The sequence below is a fragment of the Streptomyces sp. NPDC051243 genome, from assembly GCF_044455405.1.
Taxonomy (GTDB): Bacteria; Actinomycetota; Actinomycetes; order Streptomycetales; family Streptomycetaceae; genus Streptomyces.
The window spans coordinates 103,494-120,876 of record NZ_JBITES010000010.1; the positions used below are offsets into that span (position 1 = coordinate 103,494).

Sequence of the window (17,383 nt, forward strand, 5' to 3'; positions counted from 1 at the left end):
CACGGCCGGGAAGGGCGATGGACGATGTTCGGCGCCACCCGGAGGCCGTCGAGGGGGCGCTTGTCGATGTGGTGTGGCGGTGGCCCGGAGGGGGTCAGTGGTGGCCGGGTCGGCTCGAGCGCATCTGCCACTGGGTCATCGCGCCGAAGGCCAGAACGTTGGCTCGGCGGGTGGTGAAGCGCGAGGTCAGGGTCATCACCCAGTTGAAGGTGCCGGAGACGACGCTGGGCGGCGGGTTGCGCCGGTCCAGCGTGCGCAGTGCGGTCGTGACCACCTGACTCGGCGTCTGCAGCCGGACACCGCGGGCCATGTCGTCGGAGCCGGCCGCGTCGAAGAACTCGGTGCGGGTCGGACCCGGGGAGAGAGCGAGCACGCGCAGCCCGGTCCCTCGCGATTCCTGCCACAGCGCCTCGGTGAAGCTCAGCACGAAGGCCTTGGTCGCCCCGTAGACGGCGGCGTTCGGCCATGGCTGGTACCCGAGGGAGCTGGCGACGTTGACCAGGACACCGGTCAGCTGGCCGATGAACGCCCTGGTGACGTCGACCAGGCTGGCCACGTTCAGGCCGATCTCCTGCTGGACGCGCGCCGGGTCCTCCTGGCGGAACGGGCTGTGGGTGCCGAAGCCGGCGTTGTTGACGAGGCTGGTGACGGTGATCCCACGCCGGGCCACCTCCTTGGCCAGCGCATCACCCGCGGCCGGCACGGTGAGGTCGAACGGCACCGTCGTGACGGTGACCTGGTGCTTCGCGGACAGCTCGTCGGCCAGGGCCTGAAGTCGGTCCGCGCGGCGGGCCACCAGCACGAGGTTCGAGCCGCGCTCGGCGAACTGGCGGGCGAACTCCGCGCCGAGTCCGGCACTCGCCCCGGTGATCAATGTGGTCTGGGTACGGTAGTCGATCTTGTTCATGGCGGTCGGGGACACGGTGCCCTCGCGGGTACCTCCTCCCTTCTCCTTTCAATCCTTGCGACGGTCGGCGACCGTCATCGAGTGCTCATCTGTTGCCGAGGCGGGCTCGGAGCCCGCCTGGGCGATGGTCGTGACGTTTGAGGTGTCCCCGGTGACGGGAACGAGGTCGTGATCAGCCATCGGGGGCCTCGTTGCGGAGGTGTGTGCCTCGGCCATGCCCGGGCCGCTGCACGGGCGGTCGTGCGTCCTGGCGTTCGACGCCGCTCGGGGTGGACACCCTTTCCGCCGATCCTCTGACGGTCTCGCCGAACGGACGGCCGCACTTGTGCAGGGGGTGCTGAGGAGCGGCGGGCGTCGGCGCTGCCTCCTTCACCGGAGGAGGAAGTTGAGGAGGGTTTCGGTGCGCTTGTTGAACGGGGCGCGCAGCAGGCGGGTGGCGTTCCAGCGGCCTTGTACGTAGATGCCCTTGGGGTGGCTGAGCGTGCGGAAGCCTTCGATGCCGTGGTACTTGCCCATCCCGCTGGCGCCGACGCCGCCGAAGGGGAGGTCGTCCTGGGCGACGTGCATGATGGTGCCGTTGACGGTGACGTTGCCGGAGGTCGTGCGGTCAAGGACCTTGCGCCGGTCGGGGCCGTTGTCGCCGAAGTAGTAGAGCGCGAGCGGCCGCGGCCGTGCGTTGACGTAGTCGATGGCGTCGTCGATGTCGCGGTAGCCGAAGATCGGCAGGATGGGGCCGAAGATCTCCTCGTGGGCGATGCGCATGTCGTCGGTGACGCCGAGCACGATGGTCGGTGCGAGGGTGTGCGGACGGCCGTCCGCGTCGCCCGGCCGGTGTCCGACCTCGATGATCCGCGCCCCGTGAGCGCGGGCGTCCTCGATCAGGTCGGTGAGGATCTTGTACTGCTTGTCGTCGATGATCGAGGTGTAGTCGTCGCTGGTGGGGCCGTCGGGGTAGGCAGTCTTCACCAGTCTGTCGTAGGCGGCGATGAAGGCGTCGATCTCGGATTCGTGGACCAGGGCGTAGTCGGGGGCGATGCAGGTCTGCCCGCCGCTGAGCAGCTTGCCGAAGACGATGTCGGCCACGGCCTGGTCCCGGACGTGTCCCTTGGCCACGATGGTCGGGGACTTGCCGCCGAGTTCCAGCGTGACGGGGACGAGGTGGTCGCTGGCCGCCTTCATCACGGCTCGCCCGACCTCGGTGCTGCCGGTGAAGACGAGATGGTCGAACGGCAAGGAGGAGAACGCAGAGCCGTCGCCGCTGACGATGGTGACCTGCTCCGGCGGGAAGAGCTCGCTGAGCATCGACGCGAGCACCGCGTTCGTCGCCGGGGTCAGCTTCGACGGCTTGAGCATGACGCGGTTGCCGGCGGCGATGGCGGTGACGACGGGCATGAGCGACAGGTTGACCGGATAGTTCCACGGCGAGATGACGCCGACCACGCCCAGCGGCTGGTATTCGATGCGGTTGCTGCCGAAGCGCAGCAGCAGCTCGATGTGACGGCGGGTCGGGCGCATGAACCGGCGAAGGTTGCGGTGCAGGTAGTCGATGCCCTGCACGACACCCACGACTTCCATCAGCGCGCTCTCGTGCCGCGAGCGGTGTCCGAAGTCGGCGTCGATCGCCTCCTCGATGTCGCCGCGCCGGGCGATCAGGGCCGCCTTGAACCTGCTCAGATCGCGGCGCCGCGCCTCCAGGGAGGGCGCTCCGTCGCGGAGGTAGGCGGCGCGCTGGGTCTGGAGTATGTGGTTGAAGCGCTCCGCGTCGGTGGGCTGTCTGGTGATGTCGGTGCTGGTCATGATCGTGTTCCTTGGCTGTTGATGAGGGCGGGGGCGATGGGGTGCTGCGGGCGCTGGCGGCGGTCCATCCAGCCCATGAGCCGGACCATCGAGCGGCGCGGCAGGAGCCTTCCGAGGAGAGCGACCGGCCGGCCGTTGGTGATCACTGACGGGGGCGCGGACCTGCGGTCGAGCGTGTCGAGGGCGATCTTCACGACCTGCTCGGGGGTTGCCCGCTTCGTGCCGTAGTCGGCGGAGCTGCCGGCGACGTCGTAGAACTCGGTCTTCGTGGCGCCAGGGTTCACGGCCAGGACGCGCAGACCGGTGCCGCGGGCCTCCTCCCACAGCGATTCGGTGAAGTTGAGGACGAAGGCCTTGGTGGCGCCGTAGGCGCTCATGTAGGGGGTCGGCTGGAAGCCCAGCAGGCTCGCGACGTTGATCAGGATGCCGGTGTCGGCGGAGGTCAGCGGGTCGATGTAGGCGCGGCTGAGGTCGACCAGCGCGCTGATGTTCAGCGCGATCATGCTCTGCAGGCGGTCGGGGTCCTCGTCGGTGAACGCGTCGTGGGTGCCGAAGCCGGCGTTGTTGACCAGTCCGGTGGCGTAGATGCCGCGGGACTCCAGTTCGGCGCGCAGCGTGCGGCCGGCGTCGGGCCGGCCGAGGTCGCGGGCGACGGTGGTCACGGTGACGCCGTGGGCGCGGGTGAGTTCGGCGGCCAGGCTCTCCAGCCGGTCCGCACGGCGGGCCACGAGCACGAGGTTGGCGCCGCGGCGGGCGAGCTGGCGGGCGAATTCGGCGCCGAGGCCGGAGCTGGCGCCGGTGACGATGACGGTCTGGCGGTGGTAGTCGATGTCGCTCATGACATTCACTCTACGCACGCTTTTGCACTGAGTGCAAGTAGATGCATGGTGTGAGGCGAAGTACCATCGGTGCATGCCTCAGAAACCGACACCTATCCGGGAACAGACCCGCTCCGTGGTCCGATCACTGCTGGCCCGGACCGCCATCGAGCTTTTCGCCACCAAGGGCTTCGACGACACGACCCTCGATGAGGTCGCCGCAGCCGCGGGCGTCTCCCGGCGGACCCTGTTCAACTACTTCCGCAACAAGGAAGACCTCGCGCTCAGCGGCCTGGACGAACAGGGCGAACTGATCGCCGCGCGCCTCGCCGAGCGCCCGGCCGAGGAGGATGCCTGGACGGCGCTACGCGCGGCGTTCCAGGTGCTCGAGGAGATCGACATGACAGCCGAAGGGCGCCTGGAGTTCATCACGCTGCTGTTCGGCAACGATTCCCTGCGCGCCGGACACGCCGAGAAGCAAGCCCGCTGGCAAGACCTGTTCGCACCGCACATCGAGCCGCGACTGCCCGACTCCGACCGCCGCACCCTGCAAGCCCGCGCGATCGCGGCCGCGGCGATCGTCTGCCTGCAGGCAGCCAACGAGGAATGGGTACGCCTGGGCGGACAGGCCGACATGTTCGACCTCTACGACACCGCCGTACAGGCCATCCGCCGCCCCACCTGAAATGACCGCATCGAGCTCCACCACGCGCGTCGGCGTGGGAACCGGGGCCCGAACCGTCTAACCCGCGCCAGCAGGACCGAACGATCCGGCCACCGTAGGCCGCGCGGCCAGAGGTCAGCCCTGGGCGGGTAGCCGCAGCGGCCGGTAGCCGTCGGCATCGAGCGTGGTCGGCTCGCCGTCGATGTCCACCGTGTGGGTGCCGTAAAACGAGCTGGGCCTCCGGGGGCCGGCTCGTGCCGGTGGAGCCTCCGCGTCGTCGACCTGTAGCCCGCCGGGCGGGCCGCGCTTGACCAGGGGTGGCGGGGCCCGCCGCGAGTAGGAGAGAACCGGGTCAGCGCGCTTGCAGGGTGTCGAAGCCGAGCGGCAGGAGGCTTACCACGCGCGCAGGAACTCAGTGGCTCGAGTCCGGGTGCGGTTGCGTTGGCAGCGCTCGGACCGGGGAGGTGGGCTGGGACAGGGCGTGGAGCAACTGCCGGTTGTGCGCGGTCAGTTGGTTGACAGCGCGGACGAGGTGCTCGACGTCGGTCCGCAGCTGGGCCAGTTCGGTGGCGTCCTGAGCTTGTTGAAGCTGCGCGGGCTCAGCCCGCTGAACGGGGTTATCCAGGACGACTCTGATGCCGTGATCACTCCTGCCACGACCAGGATCGTCCCACTTCGAGATCACCTACAGGGTGCCAGTGAGAGCGGCGCCGATCCCGACTGCCTCCTGCGTGCCGGGCTCACGGGAGGGCCTCGAGGCGCTCCATGTGTTCCTCGCCCCACTGGCCGAGTGGGGCGAGAGCGGCGATGAGCGAGTGACCGAAGTCGGTCAGCGAGTACTCCACCTTCGGTGGGACCTGGTGATGGACCTCGCGGTGCACCAGGCCGCTGGCCTCCAGTTCCCGCAGCTGCAGGATCAGCATCCGCTCACTGATACCGGACACTGTCCGGCGCAACTCGCCGAAGCGCAGCGGCCCTTCGCCGAGCCAGAACAGGATCAGCCCCTTCCATTTCCCTCCCATGACGTCGATGGCGGCGTCCAGCCCGCAGGTATAGCTGCGCCTCTTCATCAGCGGCACTCCTCCTAACAAAAATGTGGGTACCAGACAAAATTGTAGGTACTTGCAGAAGTGTTGGTGCGCCCACAGCATGGAGCAGGCATCACACCGAGATCGCGACAACTCCGTGCGGTGTGAACTGCGTTTGATGCCGTTTCAGACGCTCAGGAAGATCCGTCTCAGGCAGGAGCAACGTATGACCGGGCATCACCGCACTCCCGTGACTGTCGTCGGGCTGGGCTCGATGGGCAGTGCACTGGCCGAGGCATTCATCGACGCCGGACACCCGACCACCGTCTGGAACAGGACTCCGCCGAAGGCCGCGCCGCTCGTGTCCAAGGGTGCCGTTCACGCGCAGACGATGGACGAGGCGATCGCGGCGAGTCCGCTGGTCATCGCCTGCCTAACCACCTACGAAAACACCATCGAGGCCCTCGAAGCGGGCGCTGCCGGGCTCAAAGGGCGGGCCCTTGTGACCCTGAACAGCGGTTCACCAGCCGGGGCCCGGCAGATGGCCGAGTGGGCGGTTGGGCACGGAGCACGCTTCCTCGGCGGAGCGATCAAGAACGTGCCATCCGCCGTGGGCGCCGAAGACACCCTCCTGTACTACGGCGGCGACAAGAGCGTCTTCGAGGAGTTCGATTCGACACTGCGGGTGCTGGGCGGCGACACCGTCTACCTCGGTGCCGACGCCGACCTCGCCGCCCTTTACGAGATGGCGGTGGGCGGCACTCTGCTGCCCGCGCTCGTCGGTTTCTTCCAGGGCGCGGCAGCAATGCAGGCCCGCGGCCTCACGGCGGCCTCAATGGTTCGGTTCAGCATCAAGTGGTTCGAAATGATCAACTCGGTACTGCCGGTCCTCGCCGAGGAGATCGACAGCGGCGATTACAGCAAGCCCGCCTCCTCCGTAAACCTCTTCCTGGCCGGAGCTGCCCATGACGAGGAACTCGGCAAGGAAGCGAACCTCGACATGGGTTGGCACAAGCCCTTTCATGACCTGCTGGAGCGAGCGGTCGAAGCCGGCCACGGCGGCCACAGCATCTCTGCACTGACAGAAATCCTCAAGAACCCTGGGCAGACCGGATAGCCCAGGACGGCACACAGTTGCGTGTCCTGACAAACACCATCTTTGTCGCCCACACTCGAGCTCAGAACGGTTCGTTGAGACGAAGCCCGTCCCTGCCGTGCACCACCAGCTCAATTACGGGACACCCCTTACGACCTCGTGCACGGTTGGCCGTGGCTCGTCGCTCAGGTAGCTCGTTGAAACGTGCATGTGGGGGCTGGGGCGCGTGAGCTGATCGTGGCGGAGTATCTGGTCACTGGGCTGTCGCCGGATGTGATCGCTGAACTCATCGCTGAGGTAGGGCCGTTGTGGCACGAGCAGCATCAGGCTCGGCTCACGGCTCGGCCGCGGCGTAGGGCTGTAGGAGCCGGAGCGAAGCACAAGTTCGTCTTCGTCGACCGGCTGCTGGCCACGCTGGTGAGTCTGCGCCATGGCACCACTCATGACGTGCTGGCCTGCTGGTTCGGCGTGGACCGCTCCACCATCACCCGCGCCATCGGCGAGGTGCGGCCCCTGCTCGCGCGGCGGGGCTGCACCGTCGCACCGGGCATCCGGCTGCGCACTCTCGCCGAGGTCATCGAGCACCTGGGTGCCGACGGCCAGACCGGGATCACCGATGGCACGGAGATCCGTGTGCGGCGCCCGGCCGCAGGCCGCAAGGACCGGGACAAGTTCGTCTCCGGCAAGACCAAGCAGAACGCCGTGAAGGCCATGGTCCTCACGGACGCCGAAGGGCGGCTGCTGTACTGCAGCCCGGTCCGGCCGGGCAATTGCGCCGACATCACCCAGGCCCGGCAGCTGGGACTGGTCAAGCTCCTGGCCGATGGCCCGTTCATGGAGATCCTCGCGGACGCCGGCTACCAGGGCATGGGCGCGCAGACCGGCGGACGGGTGGTCACGCCGCCACACCGCAAGTTCAAGAAGAACGCTCCCACCTGGTACGAGGAGCGGCACGAACTCCAGCGCAAAGCGCACTCTTCACGGCGTATCCGCGTCGAGCATGGCATCGCGCACTTGAAGAACTGGCGGGCTCTTGCCCGCCATCTTGGCCGTCGCGAGCACATGAGCGACATCGTCCAAGCCGTCGCTGGACTGCTCTCGCACCAGCAGACCGCCGCTCCATCCCGCCGCGTTCAAGCGTGACCACTGTCAGGACCGCAACTCTCGACGAGCCACGGCCAACCGTGCACGAGGTCGTTAGGGCGCAGCGTCCCCAGTGAACTCTGTGTAGAACAACAAGCGCCCCCAACACCCAACAGGGCGCCGGGGGCGTTGTGGATCACTGGGCGGTTGCCTGCCGCACGGACCCGATGAGCCCGCAGGTGCCCGTGAGGCGGCGAGGCGCTTCCCGTACTCGTCCTCGGGCCGTCAGCTCGCCCAGATCACGAACGTGACGACCGACTTGCCGCCTCCGAAGTCGCGGACATAGGTGTCACCGTGCGCGGAGTGCGCCACGCGCTTGCCCCAACTCCTCTTGTCGTTGCCGACCTGCGGCACGGCCGCCGACTGGTCGACGGTGCTGGTCGAGTCGAGGTGGGCGTAGATGCTCGCCAACTGGTCGTAGTCGTGCTGGTTGGGGTGGAGGTTGCTGGGCGGCCCGTCGGGGTTGCTCGTGTAGTCCATGCAGGTGCCCAGGTTCGGGTTGTCGAAGGCCTCGTCCTGGTGGTCGAGGCCGAAGGTGTGCCCGACCTCCTGGCAGGTCACCAGGGATCTCCAGGACGGCGTGTTGTACGTCGCCGTGTTGAAGTACGTGTCGTTGAGCTTGACCGTTCCCGCGGTGATGTGGGTGCCGCCGGTCACGGATATGGAGGCGATGCCGAGCCAGCCGTTGTTGCCGTAGGTGTTGTTGCAGACCTCGACCCGGCCGGAGGTCGCGGCACAGCGGCGGGCGGAGGACTGGCCGGCCACCACGGTGGTGTCCAGGACGTTGGACTTGGACCAGTCGGTGGAGGCGGTGCTCAGGTAGCTCTTCCAGGTGGAGGAGAGGTTGTCGCCGAGCTTGAGCGTGAACGGGTTGGCGGTGCGGGCCCAGTGGTAGCCGCCCCACGAGTGATTGGCCTGGGCGGTGGTGCTGAACGTCAGGGTGGCGGCGGTCGCTGCGGTGACGGCGGCGAGCAGCTTCATACGCACGAGGGGTCTCCTCAGTGGTTGGGGATGAAAGCCACACGCGACCCCGGATGAGCCCCTTCGTCGACAGCCCAGCCAAGGTCACGAACTACCGTGCGGGTGGTGCGGTGTGACTGACTGTTCAGGCTGGACGGCATGCGACAAGGCGTACCGGTGGGGCTCCAGTCGGTTCGTGGTGCCGAACCGCATGCAGGTTAAGGGAATTGCGCCAGGCTTGTCATGAGCGCGACCGCAAAGAAATCGTCTTGATGTGCTGTCAGGTGCAGCCGGGGGGAGCGCCGCCGTCAGCGGTTGATGGGACCTGTAAGGGCGTCGAGGACCGGTCCGCCCGCCAGACCGAGGCCGAGTGAGATCGCCGTTGCCGCATACGCGATGACGCGCGCCGTACGGTTGCCCTCAACGGGCTGTGGAGAGCCGCTTCGGGAGACCGCGGGCACGATCCAGCGCAGGTAGTAGAACAGGGACGCAACGGTGTTGGCGGCGGCAAGAGCGACGAGCCAGGCGTAGTCGCCGTCGAACGCGGCGCTGAACGCCTCGAGTTTGCCGAGGAAGACCGCCGTGGGTGGGGTGCCGACGAGCCCGAGTAGGCAGACGACGAGACTTGCCGCCAGGAGCGGGTGTTCCTTCGCCAGTCCTCGGTAGTCGTCCACCGTGTGCGAATGGGGGAGGGCACAGACCACGGCGAAGGCGCCGAGGTTGGTGACCGCGTACGCCGCCAGGTAGTACAGCAGCGCCTGTTGGGCGAGGTCCGAACGGCCCGCGACGGCAATGGGCATGAGCAGGTACCCGACCTGGCTGATAGTCGAGTAGGCGAGCAGCCGTTTGACGTCCTGCTGGAAGAACGCTCCGAGGTTGCCGAGCGTCATGGACGCGGCGGCCAGCACAGCGACGAGTGCGGCCCACGGCAGGGTGCTGTCCGCGAAGACCACCTCGCCGAGGCGGAAGAGCGCGGCGAGTGCGCCGATCTTCGGGAGCGTGGTGAGGAGCGCTGCCACCGGTGGGCTGCTGCCCTGCACGGCGTCGGGCACCCAGAAGTGTGCCGGCACGCCTCCGGCCTTGAACAGCACTCCGGCCAGAAGCCCTATGGCGCCGGTGGCGATCAGTGCCCTGGGCGCGTCGCGGAACGCCTCCCCGAGGAGGGGATACCCCGTGCCGCGTCCGGTCGCGTACAGGACCGTGATCCCGGTCAGCATCAGTACGCCCAACAAGGCACCGATCACGTAGAACTTGAGGGCTGCCTCGGTGCCCGGTCCGTCCTTGCGGAACCCGGCGAGGGCGTAGGAGGGGATGCTCGCCAGCAGGTAGCCGGCGGCAAGCAGGAGCAGGTCCTGGGCGCCGGCCATCATCAGCGCGCCGAGGGCCGCCAGTTGCACCAGGACGTAGAACTCGGTCTCCCGCGCATCTCCTCCCAGGGGACGGAAGGAGACGCCGAGAACGAGGAGCGTGCCGCCGAGGACCACGATCCGGGAGGTACTCGTGACCGGGTCGACGGAGAATGCCTCACCGAAGGCGGTCAGGGCGGGCTCCGCTGCGGCCACCGACGCGGCGGCGATCCCGGCCACGCACGCCACGACCGCCAACACACCCACGAGCCACTGCCGGGCACGCGGCAGCCAAGCGCCGAACAGCAGCCCAAGTACAGCCGAGGCGGCCAGCAGTACCTCGGGCAGGAGGTCGAGCGGGTTTTCGTTCATCTCGGTCATCGGGCGAGCAACTCCAGGACGGACCGGGAGGCCGGCTCGATGACGTCGAGGAGGAAGCGGGGAGCCACGCCGAGAACGACGGCCAGGACCAGGAGCGGAACGACGGCCAGGCTCTCGTGCGCGCGGATGTCGGGGAACGCGCGTGGCGTTCCCGGCGCGTCGGGCAGGCGCAGTGGCCCGGTGAAGACCTGCCGCAGCGCACGCAGGAACAGCCCGGCGGTGAGGAGGATGCCGAGGACCGAGAGCGCCGTGGCCAAGGGTCGCGGGCCCAGACTCCCGGTGAAGATCTGGAACTCGGCGATGAAGCCCGAGAATCCCGGCAGCCCGAGCGAGGCGAAGGCCGCGACGCCGGTCATGGCGGCGAACGCGGGCGCCACGGCGGCGACTCCGGAATAGGAACCCATGTCGTACGTCCGCCCGCGCTCGTACAGCACCCCGGCGAGCAGGAACAGCGCACCCGTGAGCAGTCCATGGCTGACCATCTGCGTCACCGCTCCGGTGACGGCGAGGGAGCGGGCCTGCTCGGAGGTGTCCGCGGTCGCCGCGGCGGCACCGACCGCGAGCACGATGTAGCCCATGTGGTTCACGGAGGTGTAGGCGACCATCCGTTTGAAGTCGGTCTGCGCGAGGGCGACCAGGGCTCCGTGGAGGACCGAGAGGACGCCGATGACGACCAGGACCACGGCATAGCGGCGCCAGGCTTCGGGGAGCATCGGCATGGCGATGCGTACGAACCCGTAGGTGCCCATCTTGAGCAGGATCCCGGCCAGGATCGCGGATCCGGCCGCGGGCGCCTCGACGTGGGCCGGCGGCAGCCACGTGTGGAAGGGCACCGTCGGGGTCTTCACCGCCAGGCCGACGACCACGGCCAGCAGCACGAGAGCGCCGTAGACGGAGCGCCCGGCCAGCGGGTTCTGCTCGGTCAGTTCGACCATGTCGAAGGTGTGCGGGGACGCGGCGAGGTACAGGCCGATGAAGCCGAGCAGCAGCGCGAGCGAACCGATGAAGGTGTAGAGGAAGAACTTCAGCGCGGCACGGCCCGCTTGGCGGTGGCCCCATCCGGCGATGACGAAGTACATCGCCACGATGGACAGGTCGAAGAAGACGAAGAACAGGATGAGGTCCAAGGCCGCGAACAGACCCAGGCAGGTGGTGTGCAGGAAGAGGAACAGCGCGGCGAAATCGCGGATACGGCGGTCCTCGCGCAGCGAGTACAGCGCACAGGCCAGGAACAGCAGGCAGGTGAGCGCGATCATCGGCAGCGACAGACCGTCGACACCGACGTGGTAGCCGACACCGGCGCTGGGAATCCATCGGGCGCTTTGCTCGTACTGCATGCCGCCGTCGGCCTCGTACCCGGCCCACATGGCGATGACCAGGGCCAGTTCGAGCGCGGACGTCACCACCCACAGGGCCCGGAACACCTGCGGTGTCGTACGACGAGGCAGGGCGAACAGCAGCAGCGCCACGGCCGCGGGTACGAAGACGAGGACGGTCAGCACGCGGGTCACCTCACGAGGACGAGCACGACGGCGAGGACGGTGAAGGCCGCGACGGCCTGGGCGAGGTACTGGTGCAGCTGACCGGTCTGCGGGCGGCGGGCCCAGCGGCCGAGGGTGCGGGTCCCGGCGGCAACCGCGGTCACCGTGCCGTCGACCATGCGTTCCAGGACGCCGTCCGTCCAGCGGGCGAGCCGTACGGTGCCCGCGGCCGCACCGTCGACGGCACGGTCCAGCCCCCGGTCGTCGAAGGCCGCGGCGGCCCGTGCGAGCCGCATCACGGGAGCGACCAGGAGGACATGAGCCGCGCGCTCGAGGAGCAGCCAGTCCGCGACACCCGACTTCGCCCGCGCGGGTAGCGGCACCGGGCGTGTGCCCCAGGCCCAGGTGACTGCTGCCGCCAGCAGAGCAAGAGCCCCGGAGAGCGCGAACTCCCACGCGCGCGGCTCGGGTTGACCAGCGTGCCCCAGTACGCGCCCCACACTGTCACGCAGCGGAGGGAAAGCCACCGGCGTCAGCGCGAGGCACGCCAGAGCCAGCAGGGCCAGCGGCCCCACGGCACCGCTCGGAATACGGCGCGCATCGGGCCATGGCACCGCGGGCCGCCACACGAACCACAACGCCTTGGCGCTATAGACCGCTGACAGCAAGGCGGCTGCCAGGGCGACGGAGTACAGCGAGAGGCCGGTCTCCAGGGCCCCCGCGAGAAGCACGTCCTTGGCGGCCCAGAGCGAGAGCGGCGGAATCCCTGCCAGGGAGAGCGCGCCGACGGTGAAGGCAACACCGACCGCCCGGTTGTGGCGCGCCGCGCCGAGCAGCTGGGGGAGCTGTTGGGTGCCCAGCGCTGTCAGCCATGCCCCCGCCGCCAGGAAGAGCAGGCTCTTCGCCGCCGCATGGGCGATGAGTTGCAGCGTGCCACCGGTGGTCGCGTCGGTTCCGGCGGCGAGCACCATGAAGCCGATCTGCGCACACGTCGATGCGGCAAGCAGCTGTTTGAGGTCGGTCTGCGCCACCGCGACCAGCCCGAGGCAGAGCGCGGTGGCGGCGCCCGTCCACGCGACCACGTCGTCGCCCCAGCCGGAGGCGTCCAGCAACGGCCCGGTCCGCAGCAGCAGATACGCTCCCGCGACGACCATGGTCGCCGAGTGCAGCAGCGCGGAGACCGGGCTCGGGCCCTGCATGGCCTTGGACAGCCAGAAACTGAAGGGCAGCTGGGCCGACTTGCCCAGGGCGGAAGCGATGAGGCCGGCGGCGATGAAGGACAGCCACGGCTCGTCGGCGCGTGCGAGACCGTCGAGCGAGAGCGTCGAATCCTGGCCGCCGGCCAGGGCCGCGCCCGCCGCGAGGTAGAGGCCGAGGTCGGCGGTGCGGGTGGTCAGGAATGCCGTGTCGGCCGCCCGCGTACGCAGCGGATCCTGCCACCAGTAGCCGATGAGCGCCCAGGAGGTGGCGCCCATGACCTCCCACGCCATCAGCAGGATCGGGAGGGTCGCGGCCGTGACGGTGACGAGCATGCTCCCGGCGAACAGCAGCATCAGCCCGAAGAAGCGGGCGCGTGCCTCGCCCGCCCCGAACTCTGCGGCGCTGAAGAGGAGCACGACGAGGGTGACCGCCATGACCGTCACCACCAGCAGCCCGGACAGCCCGTCCACCGCAAGCCGCACCGGCAGCCCGTCGAGGAGCGGTGCCTGCGCGACCGGATGCCGAAACGCCGCCGCGATGGCGAGCCCGCCGGCAGCGACCGCGACGGCGATCGCCAGGCCGGGTGCCAGCCGGTCGGCCCTGCGCCCGACCGCCATCAGCAGGACGCCGGCACCGAGCGGAACGGCGACGAGCGCCCACAGCAGGGCGCTCACTCCTTCAACTCCGCCGCCATGTCGGTCATGTCGATCTCACGCGACCGGAACAGGGCGGTGACCACGGCGAATCCGACTGCCATCTCCACGGCCATCGCCGTGATCGCGACGACGACCAGCACCTGTCCGTCGGCGGTGGCCGGTGCGATGTAATGCCAGGCGGTCGCGGCGGCCAGGATGACGCCGCCCAGCATCAGCTCCAGGCCCATCATCAGCATCACGATCGACTGCTGCGTGAGCGCCCCGAACAGCCCGATGCAGAACAGCGCGGCGGCCAGCAGCAGGAACAGTTCCAGGGTCACCGGCCGACACCGCCTCGTACGGGATCGTCCGCGCGACGTGCCCGCAGATCGTCGCCGAGCCGGTCGTAGCGTCCCCGGCGGGTGGCCAGTACGACGGTGGCCAGGATGGTCGCGAACAGCGCCATCCCCAACGTCATCATGGTCAGCATCTGCGGACCCATGAGCGACATGCCGAGATCCGTCGTCGGATCGTCCGAGGCCCTGCCCCGGCGTGCGGGCCAGGGAGCAAACAGGACCCCGGCGGCCAGGAGTACGAAGACAAGGCCGCAGACGACCGCCGCACCCCGTTTGTTGTGCATCATCGTCATCGGCATGAGCCCGGCCGGATTCATCATGTACATCACCATGAAGACGGCCATGATGGCCATCTCGATGGTCATCATCAGCACGATGACGACGCCCAGATAGTCCAGCCCCAGCAGCAGGACGAGCCCCCCGACGCACAACAGCGAGGTCAGCAGGGAGAACGTCGCACGAGCCATGGAGTCGAAGCGGAACACCATCGCCCCGCTGACGACCGCAAGAGCGGCCAGCACCCAGAAGACCGCGACATCCATTTACGTACGACACCTCGCTCTCGTCCTGGACTTCATCGACTTCACCGGTTGAGCACCACCACGGCCACGACCAGCGCCTGCATGATGGCGAGCGGAGTCAGCACCACCCAGGCCAGCTCCACATAGCGCTCCATCCGCACGGTCGGGACCCGGTGCCGGAACCAGACCAGGAGCGCCAGTACGGCAGCGGTCTTGAGCACGGTCCAGATCCAGGCGGGCAACCACGGCCCGTGCCCACCGCCCAGGAAGAGCGGCACGCTGAACGCCGCCGCCACGACCAGCAGCAGCCACCGGCCACCGAGGAAGAGCACCCGGTCCGCGCCGGACAACTCGGCGGCCGCACCGCCGGCCACGTCCCTCCCGGCGGGCTGGTCGAACGGCCCCCAGAACGCCATCGCCATCGCACTGAGCAGATAGATCCCGAAGGCCGCCGGCATCCACACCGCGAACCACAACCCGGCCTGTGTGTCGACGACATCGCCGACCCGCAGCGACTCGGCACCGAGCGCGGCCGTGGTGATCGCCAGCATGTGAGGCAGCTCGTACGCCAGCCCCTGAGCCAGGAACCGGTAACCGCCGATGAGCGAAAGCGTCGAGTTCGGCCCCCAGCCCGCCAGCCACACCGCCGCCCACGCCAGCGCCTCCATCGCGTTGAACCAGACGATCCCCTCCGGCAGATCACTGACCGACCCGAAGCCCAGCGGGAGTACGACGGCGGCGAGAATCGCGGCGACGGGCAGGAGCGCCGCCCCGACCCGGGCCAGCGGCACATCGGACGCCCGAGTCCGCCGCGGCTGCTGCACGAGGTGCCGCAGCACCTCCCGGCCTGGCTCTGCCCCGCGGAGGACCACCTCGCGCAGCGACGACGTCCGCCCGCCGCGAGCACCGGCCGCGAGTACGGCGTCGAAACCAGCTGTGACAACAGCGACCGCGAGCAGGAGAACAGGCAGGACGAAGACCGCCCATAGCGGTGTGCTGTCAGCCATGGGCCGTCTCCGCCGCCGACACATGTGCGATCTCGTCGAGATCCGGGTCCAGGCTCGCGATGATGATCCGCGCACCGGCGAACTCGGCACCCTCCAGCAAGCCCGGCAAGGCGTCCAGGAGCGCCCGGGACGGGGGCATCGGCCCGTCGAGCCGCCCGCGCGGCCCGGTGGCTTCGGCAATTCCCAGAGGCTCGGTGTCGTCGCACTGCGCTGCGGCGTGCCTAGTCGCATCGAGCCACACGCGCAGCCGGTCGTACACGTCTCCGTCGGCAACGAGGGCAGGGCCCGTGACCCCGAGTTCGTGCGCGCGTTCTGCGGTCAGAGGCCCTAGCCCGGTGGCCAGCCACCGCAGGCTGCGCGATCGCTCCGCCCGGCGGATCAGGGGACGCAGGCGACCGGAGAGTTCCGCGGCGCCCGCCCCGGCCAGGGCGTGATCCCGTACGTGCCGGAATCGGGCGGCCATGTCGGCCCATCCCATCACGGCGAACAGCCTTCCCAGACTGTCCAGATGAGCGGCGCACAGCCGCCGAGCGGCGACGCCCCGCACAATGGGCTCTCCGCTGAGTGCCCGTAGCCACGGCTCATTCCAGAACGGCGGATGTGGAGATGCGGAACTCTCCGCCTCGACCCCGACCTGCTGGACGAGGTCACCCTGCAGAGCCACACGCAGGACCAACCCCGCAGGCCAGTCGGCGAGGGCCGGCCCGAGCGGCACATGGAGCCGGTCGAGCCTCAGCCCGTCACGGTCGTCGGCACGATCGGCCATGGGCAGGCCGCCCACGACGCCCATGTCGTGTCCGGCGTGAGCGGGATGGCCGCCGTGCATGTCGTGACCGTCGTGTCCCTCACCGTGTTCCGCGTGGCCGCTGCGCTCTTCGTGATGGTCCCTGTGCATGTCGTGGCGGCTCTCGGGCGCTCCGTGAGGTTCATGAGCGTCGTGCGCCGGGTGCTCGGCCTCGTCCTGCCCGCCATGACGGGGGCGCTGAGCGCCTCCACCGTGCTCGTGGTGTCCCTCCTGCTCCCCGCCCGAGTCGTGGGCCTCGTGAGCACCGTGATCTTCATGCGCGGCCGAGTCGTCGCGGCGCCCGTGCTCGCCATGGTGGAGGTGCGCGTCAACCTGGTGGTGATGGTGCCCCGGCGGTTCCCCACGCCGAAGCTCAGCGAGTCCGCGATCGAGGACTTCGGTGACCTGCCCGGCGTCTGTGAATGCCACCCGGGCCTTGGGCGCCGGGATGGCACGCCACAGATTCGCCGCCCAGTCGCTCTCTTCGTCGCTCTTCTCGGCGTAGTGACCGCCCAGAACAACCAGCAGGTCCGCCTCCGCCGGCGCACTCACGGACCGCCACCCTCGACGTACGAGCTCGGCCTCGACGGCGAGCCGCTCCCGGGTAGCGCCGGGAGTCACCGCCAGCAGAACTCCGGGCCGGGACAGCGCCGTTCGCACGAGCCTGCGCCTCAACTCCACCGGAAGGCCCCCTCCCGCCAGGCGTAACCGACACCGGCGAGCAGGATGCCCAGGAAGAGGAACATCTCGACGACTGCAGGCGTGCCGACGGCCGAGACGACCTTCGTCCACGGATACATGAACAGCATCTCCATGTCGAAGGCGAGGAAGATCATCGTGACCGGGTACCAGCGCACGTGGAACCGGGAGAGGGGGTGCTCCCGCGGTTCGAGTCCTCCGCTGAAGGGCCCGGTATGCAGTGGCTCGCGGATCGCCCGCAGTGCGATGGACATGGCATGGAGCAGCACGACGGCCGCCACGACCAGCACGAGGAGGACCAGGACCGGTTGCCAGTCCGACGACTCCATGCGGGCCCCTTTCCGACGAACGCGCTCAAACGGTTACCCCGCGGGCAGCATGTCAGCCACCAGTGGCATATGGAACGTTCGACACCATGGCTGACAAAGTGCCCCTGTTCGGTACTACGTCGGCGCCCCGGCTTCAGCCGGCCCGCGTTGCTCACGATTGGCGTCCATCCCGCCCGCCCCGCAGAGTCCGAAGCGGAGCGGGACCGAGAGGAGCCAGGAGCGACCATCGAC

General features: G+C 68.9%; 18 protein-coding genes and 1 pseudogene. 4 read left to right on the forward strand and 15 right to left on the reverse strand.

From position 1 onward, the window contains the following. Positions 1-94: 94 nt before the first annotated feature. The 4 genes from ACIBAG_RS25545 to ACIBAG_RS25560 form a co-directional block, all read right to left on the reverse strand. Positions 95-907, reverse strand: coding sequence for an SDR family NAD(P)-dependent oxidoreductase (locus ACIBAG_RS25545; RefSeq protein ID WP_399107840.1), 813 nt, complete (start codon positions 905-907; stop codon positions 95-97). Between the two features lie 48 nt (positions 908-955). Continuing rightward, complete coding sequence (locus ACIBAG_RS25550; protein WP_399107842.1) at positions 956-1,087, reverse strand: hypothetical protein; 132 nt, start codon at positions 1,085-1,087, stop codon at positions 956-958. Positions 1,088-1,276: 189 nt separating this feature from the next. Then, positions 1,277-2,704, reverse strand: a complete 1,428-nt coding sequence (locus tag ACIBAG_RS25555; protein WP_399107844.1) for a coniferyl aldehyde dehydrogenase — start codon at positions 2,702-2,704, stop codon at positions 1,277-1,279. Then, on the reverse strand, positions 2,701-3,543 hold the full coding sequence (locus ACIBAG_RS25560) for an SDR family NAD(P)-dependent oxidoreductase (protein ID WP_399107846.1): 843 nt from the start codon (positions 3,541-3,543) through the stop codon (positions 2,701-2,703). Before ACIBAG_RS25560 ends, ACIBAG_RS25555 begins: the two co-directional genes overlap by 4 nt. Before the next feature lie 73 nt (positions 3,544-3,616). Here ACIBAG_RS25560 and ACIBAG_RS25565 point away from each other — a divergent pair, with 73 nt between their 5' ends. Next, the gene (locus ACIBAG_RS25565; protein ID WP_399107848.1) at positions 3,617-4,207 is read left to right on the forward strand and encodes a TetR family transcriptional regulator; all 591 of its coding nucleotides are present in this window, start codon (positions 3,617-3,619) and stop codon (positions 4,205-4,207) included. 549 nt (positions 4,208-4,756) lie between these two features. Here ACIBAG_RS25565 and ACIBAG_RS25570 read toward each other — a convergent pair. Beyond that, positions 4,757-4,843 (reverse strand): annotated as a pseudogene (locus ACIBAG_RS25570) (IS5/IS1182 family transposase); the annotation flags it as partial. A gap of 83 nt (positions 4,844-4,926) precedes the next feature. Then, positions 4,927-5,256 (reverse strand): winged helix-turn-helix transcriptional regulator, encoded by a 330-nt coding sequence (locus ACIBAG_RS25575; protein ID WP_399107850.1) that lies wholly within the window; start codon positions 5,254-5,256, stop codon positions 4,927-4,929. A 184-nt stretch (positions 5,257-5,440) separates the two neighbouring features. Here ACIBAG_RS25575 and ACIBAG_RS25580 point away from each other — a divergent pair, with 184 nt between their 5' ends. Both ACIBAG_RS25580 and ACIBAG_RS25585 read left to right on the forward strand, forming a co-directional pair. Then, complete coding sequence (locus tag ACIBAG_RS25580) at positions 5,441-6,331, forward strand: NAD(P)-dependent oxidoreductase (RefSeq protein WP_399107852.1); 891 nt, start codon at positions 5,441-5,443, stop codon at positions 6,329-6,331. 216 nt (positions 6,332-6,547) lie between these two features. After that, positions 6,548-7,453, forward strand: coding sequence for a transposase family protein (locus tag ACIBAG_RS25585; protein WP_399107854.1), 906 nt, complete (start codon positions 6,548-6,550; stop codon positions 7,451-7,453). Positions 7,454-7,678: 225 nt separating this feature from the next. On the opposite strand, the gene ACIBAG_RS25590 is transcribed toward ACIBAG_RS25585, so the two are convergent. From ACIBAG_RS25590 to ACIBAG_RS25625, 8 genes are all read right to left on the reverse strand, one after another. Beyond that, positions 7,679-8,440 carry a hypothetical protein gene (locus ACIBAG_RS25590; protein WP_399107856.1) on the reverse strand — a complete coding sequence of 254 codons (762 nt, stop codon included), beginning with the start codon at positions 8,438-8,440 and terminating at the stop codon, positions 7,679-7,681. Between the two features lie 281 nt (positions 8,441-8,721). Beyond that, positions 8,722-10,140, reverse strand: coding sequence for an NADH-quinone oxidoreductase subunit N (locus ACIBAG_RS25595; protein ID WP_399107858.1), 1,419 nt, complete (start codon positions 10,138-10,140; stop codon positions 8,722-8,724). Next, complete coding sequence (locus ACIBAG_RS25600; protein ID WP_399107860.1) at positions 10,137-11,642, reverse strand: NuoM family protein; 1,506 nt, start codon at positions 11,640-11,642, stop codon at positions 10,137-10,139. Before ACIBAG_RS25600 ends, ACIBAG_RS25595 begins: the two co-directional genes overlap by 4 nt. 5 nt (positions 11,643-11,647) lie before the next feature. Further along, the gene (locus tag ACIBAG_RS25605) at positions 11,648-13,495 is read right to left on the reverse strand and encodes an NADH-quinone oxidoreductase subunit L (protein WP_399107862.1); all 1,848 of its coding nucleotides are present in this window, start codon (positions 13,493-13,495) and stop codon (positions 11,648-11,650) included. Beyond that, positions 13,492-13,797, reverse strand: coding sequence for an NADH-quinone oxidoreductase subunit NuoK (gene nuoK, locus ACIBAG_RS25610; RefSeq protein WP_399107864.1), 306 nt, complete (start codon positions 13,795-13,797; stop codon positions 13,492-13,494). The genes ACIBAG_RS25605 and nuoK overlap by 4 nt, the downstream gene beginning before the upstream one ends. Then, positions 13,794-14,354, reverse strand: a complete 561-nt coding sequence (locus ACIBAG_RS25615) for an NADH-quinone oxidoreductase subunit J (RefSeq protein ID WP_399107866.1) — start codon at positions 14,352-14,354, stop codon at positions 13,794-13,796. The genes nuoK and ACIBAG_RS25615 overlap by 4 nt, the downstream gene beginning before the upstream one ends. Before the next feature lie 41 nt (positions 14,355-14,395). Further along, positions 14,396-15,340 (reverse strand): complex I subunit 1 family protein, encoded by a 945-nt coding sequence (locus ACIBAG_RS25620; protein ID WP_399107868.1) that lies wholly within the window; start codon positions 15,338-15,340, stop codon positions 14,396-14,398. After that, positions 15,333-15,803: a hypothetical protein gene (locus tag ACIBAG_RS25625; protein ID WP_399107870.1), complete on the reverse strand. Its 471-nt coding sequence runs from the start codon at positions 15,801-15,803 to the stop codon at positions 15,333-15,335. The genes ACIBAG_RS25620 and ACIBAG_RS25625 overlap by 8 nt, the downstream gene beginning before the upstream one ends. Before the next feature lie 135 nt (positions 15,804-15,938). Between ACIBAG_RS25625 and ACIBAG_RS25630 the strand changes: the two genes are divergently transcribed. Next, positions 15,939-16,832, forward strand: coding sequence for a hypothetical protein (locus ACIBAG_RS25630; RefSeq protein ID WP_399107872.1), 894 nt, complete (start codon positions 15,939-15,941; stop codon positions 16,830-16,832). Here ACIBAG_RS25630 and ACIBAG_RS25635 read toward each other — a convergent pair. Further along, positions 16,796-17,152, reverse strand: coding sequence for an NADH-quinone oxidoreductase subunit A (locus ACIBAG_RS25635; protein ID WP_399107874.1), 357 nt, complete (start codon positions 17,150-17,152; stop codon positions 16,796-16,798). The two genes, ACIBAG_RS25630 and ACIBAG_RS25635, sit on opposite strands and share 37 nt — an antisense overlap. Positions 17,153-17,383 lie beyond the last annotated feature (231 nt).

Bases quoted from the DNA above. Each gene is read 5' to 3' on its own strand.
- ACIBAG_RS25545 (WP_399107840.1), bottom strand. From the start codon at position 907: ATGAACAAGATCGACTACCGTACCCAGACCACATTGATCACCGGGGCG.
- ACIBAG_RS25550 (WP_399107842.1), bottom strand. From the start codon at position 1,087: ATGGCTGATCACGACCTCGTTCCCGTCACCGGGGACACCTCAAACGTC.
- ACIBAG_RS25555 (WP_399107844.1), bottom strand. From the start codon at position 2,704: ATGACCAGCACCGACATCACCAGACAGCCCACCGACGCGGAGCGCTTC.
- ACIBAG_RS25560 (WP_399107846.1), bottom strand. From the start codon at position 3,543: ATGAGCGACATCGACTACCACCGCCAGACCGTCATCGTCACCGGCGCC.
- ACIBAG_RS25565 (WP_399107848.1), top strand. From the start codon at position 3,617: ATGCCTCAGAAACCGACACCTATCCGGGAACAGACCCGCTCCGTGGTC.
- ACIBAG_RS25575 (WP_399107850.1), bottom strand. From the start codon at position 5,256: ATGAAGAGGCGCAGCTATACCTGCGGGCTGGACGCCGCCATCGACGTC.
- ACIBAG_RS25580 (WP_399107852.1), top strand. From the start codon at position 5,441: ATGACCGGGCATCACCGCACTCCCGTGACTGTCGTCGGGCTGGGCTCG.
- ACIBAG_RS25595 (WP_399107858.1), bottom strand. From the start codon at position 10,140: ATGACCGAGATGAACGAAAACCCGCTCGACCTCCTGCCCGAGGTACTG.
- ACIBAG_RS25615 (WP_399107866.1), bottom strand. From the start codon at position 14,354: ATGGATGTCGCGGTCTTCTGGGTGCTGGCCGCTCTTGCGGTCGTCAGC.
- ACIBAG_RS25620 (WP_399107868.1), bottom strand. From the start codon at position 15,340: ATGGCTGACAGCACACCGCTATGGGCGGTCTTCGTCCTGCCTGTTCTC.
- ACIBAG_RS25625 (WP_399107870.1), bottom strand. From the start codon at position 15,803: ATGGCCGCCCGATTCCGGCACGTACGGGATCACGCCCTGGCCGGGGCG.
- ACIBAG_RS25630 (WP_399107872.1), top strand. From the start codon at position 15,939: ATGTGGAGATGCGGAACTCTCCGCCTCGACCCCGACCTGCTGGACGAG.
- ACIBAG_RS25635 (WP_399107874.1), bottom strand. From the start codon at position 17,152: ATGGAGTCGTCGGACTGGCAACCGGTCCTGGTCCTCCTCGTGCTGGTC.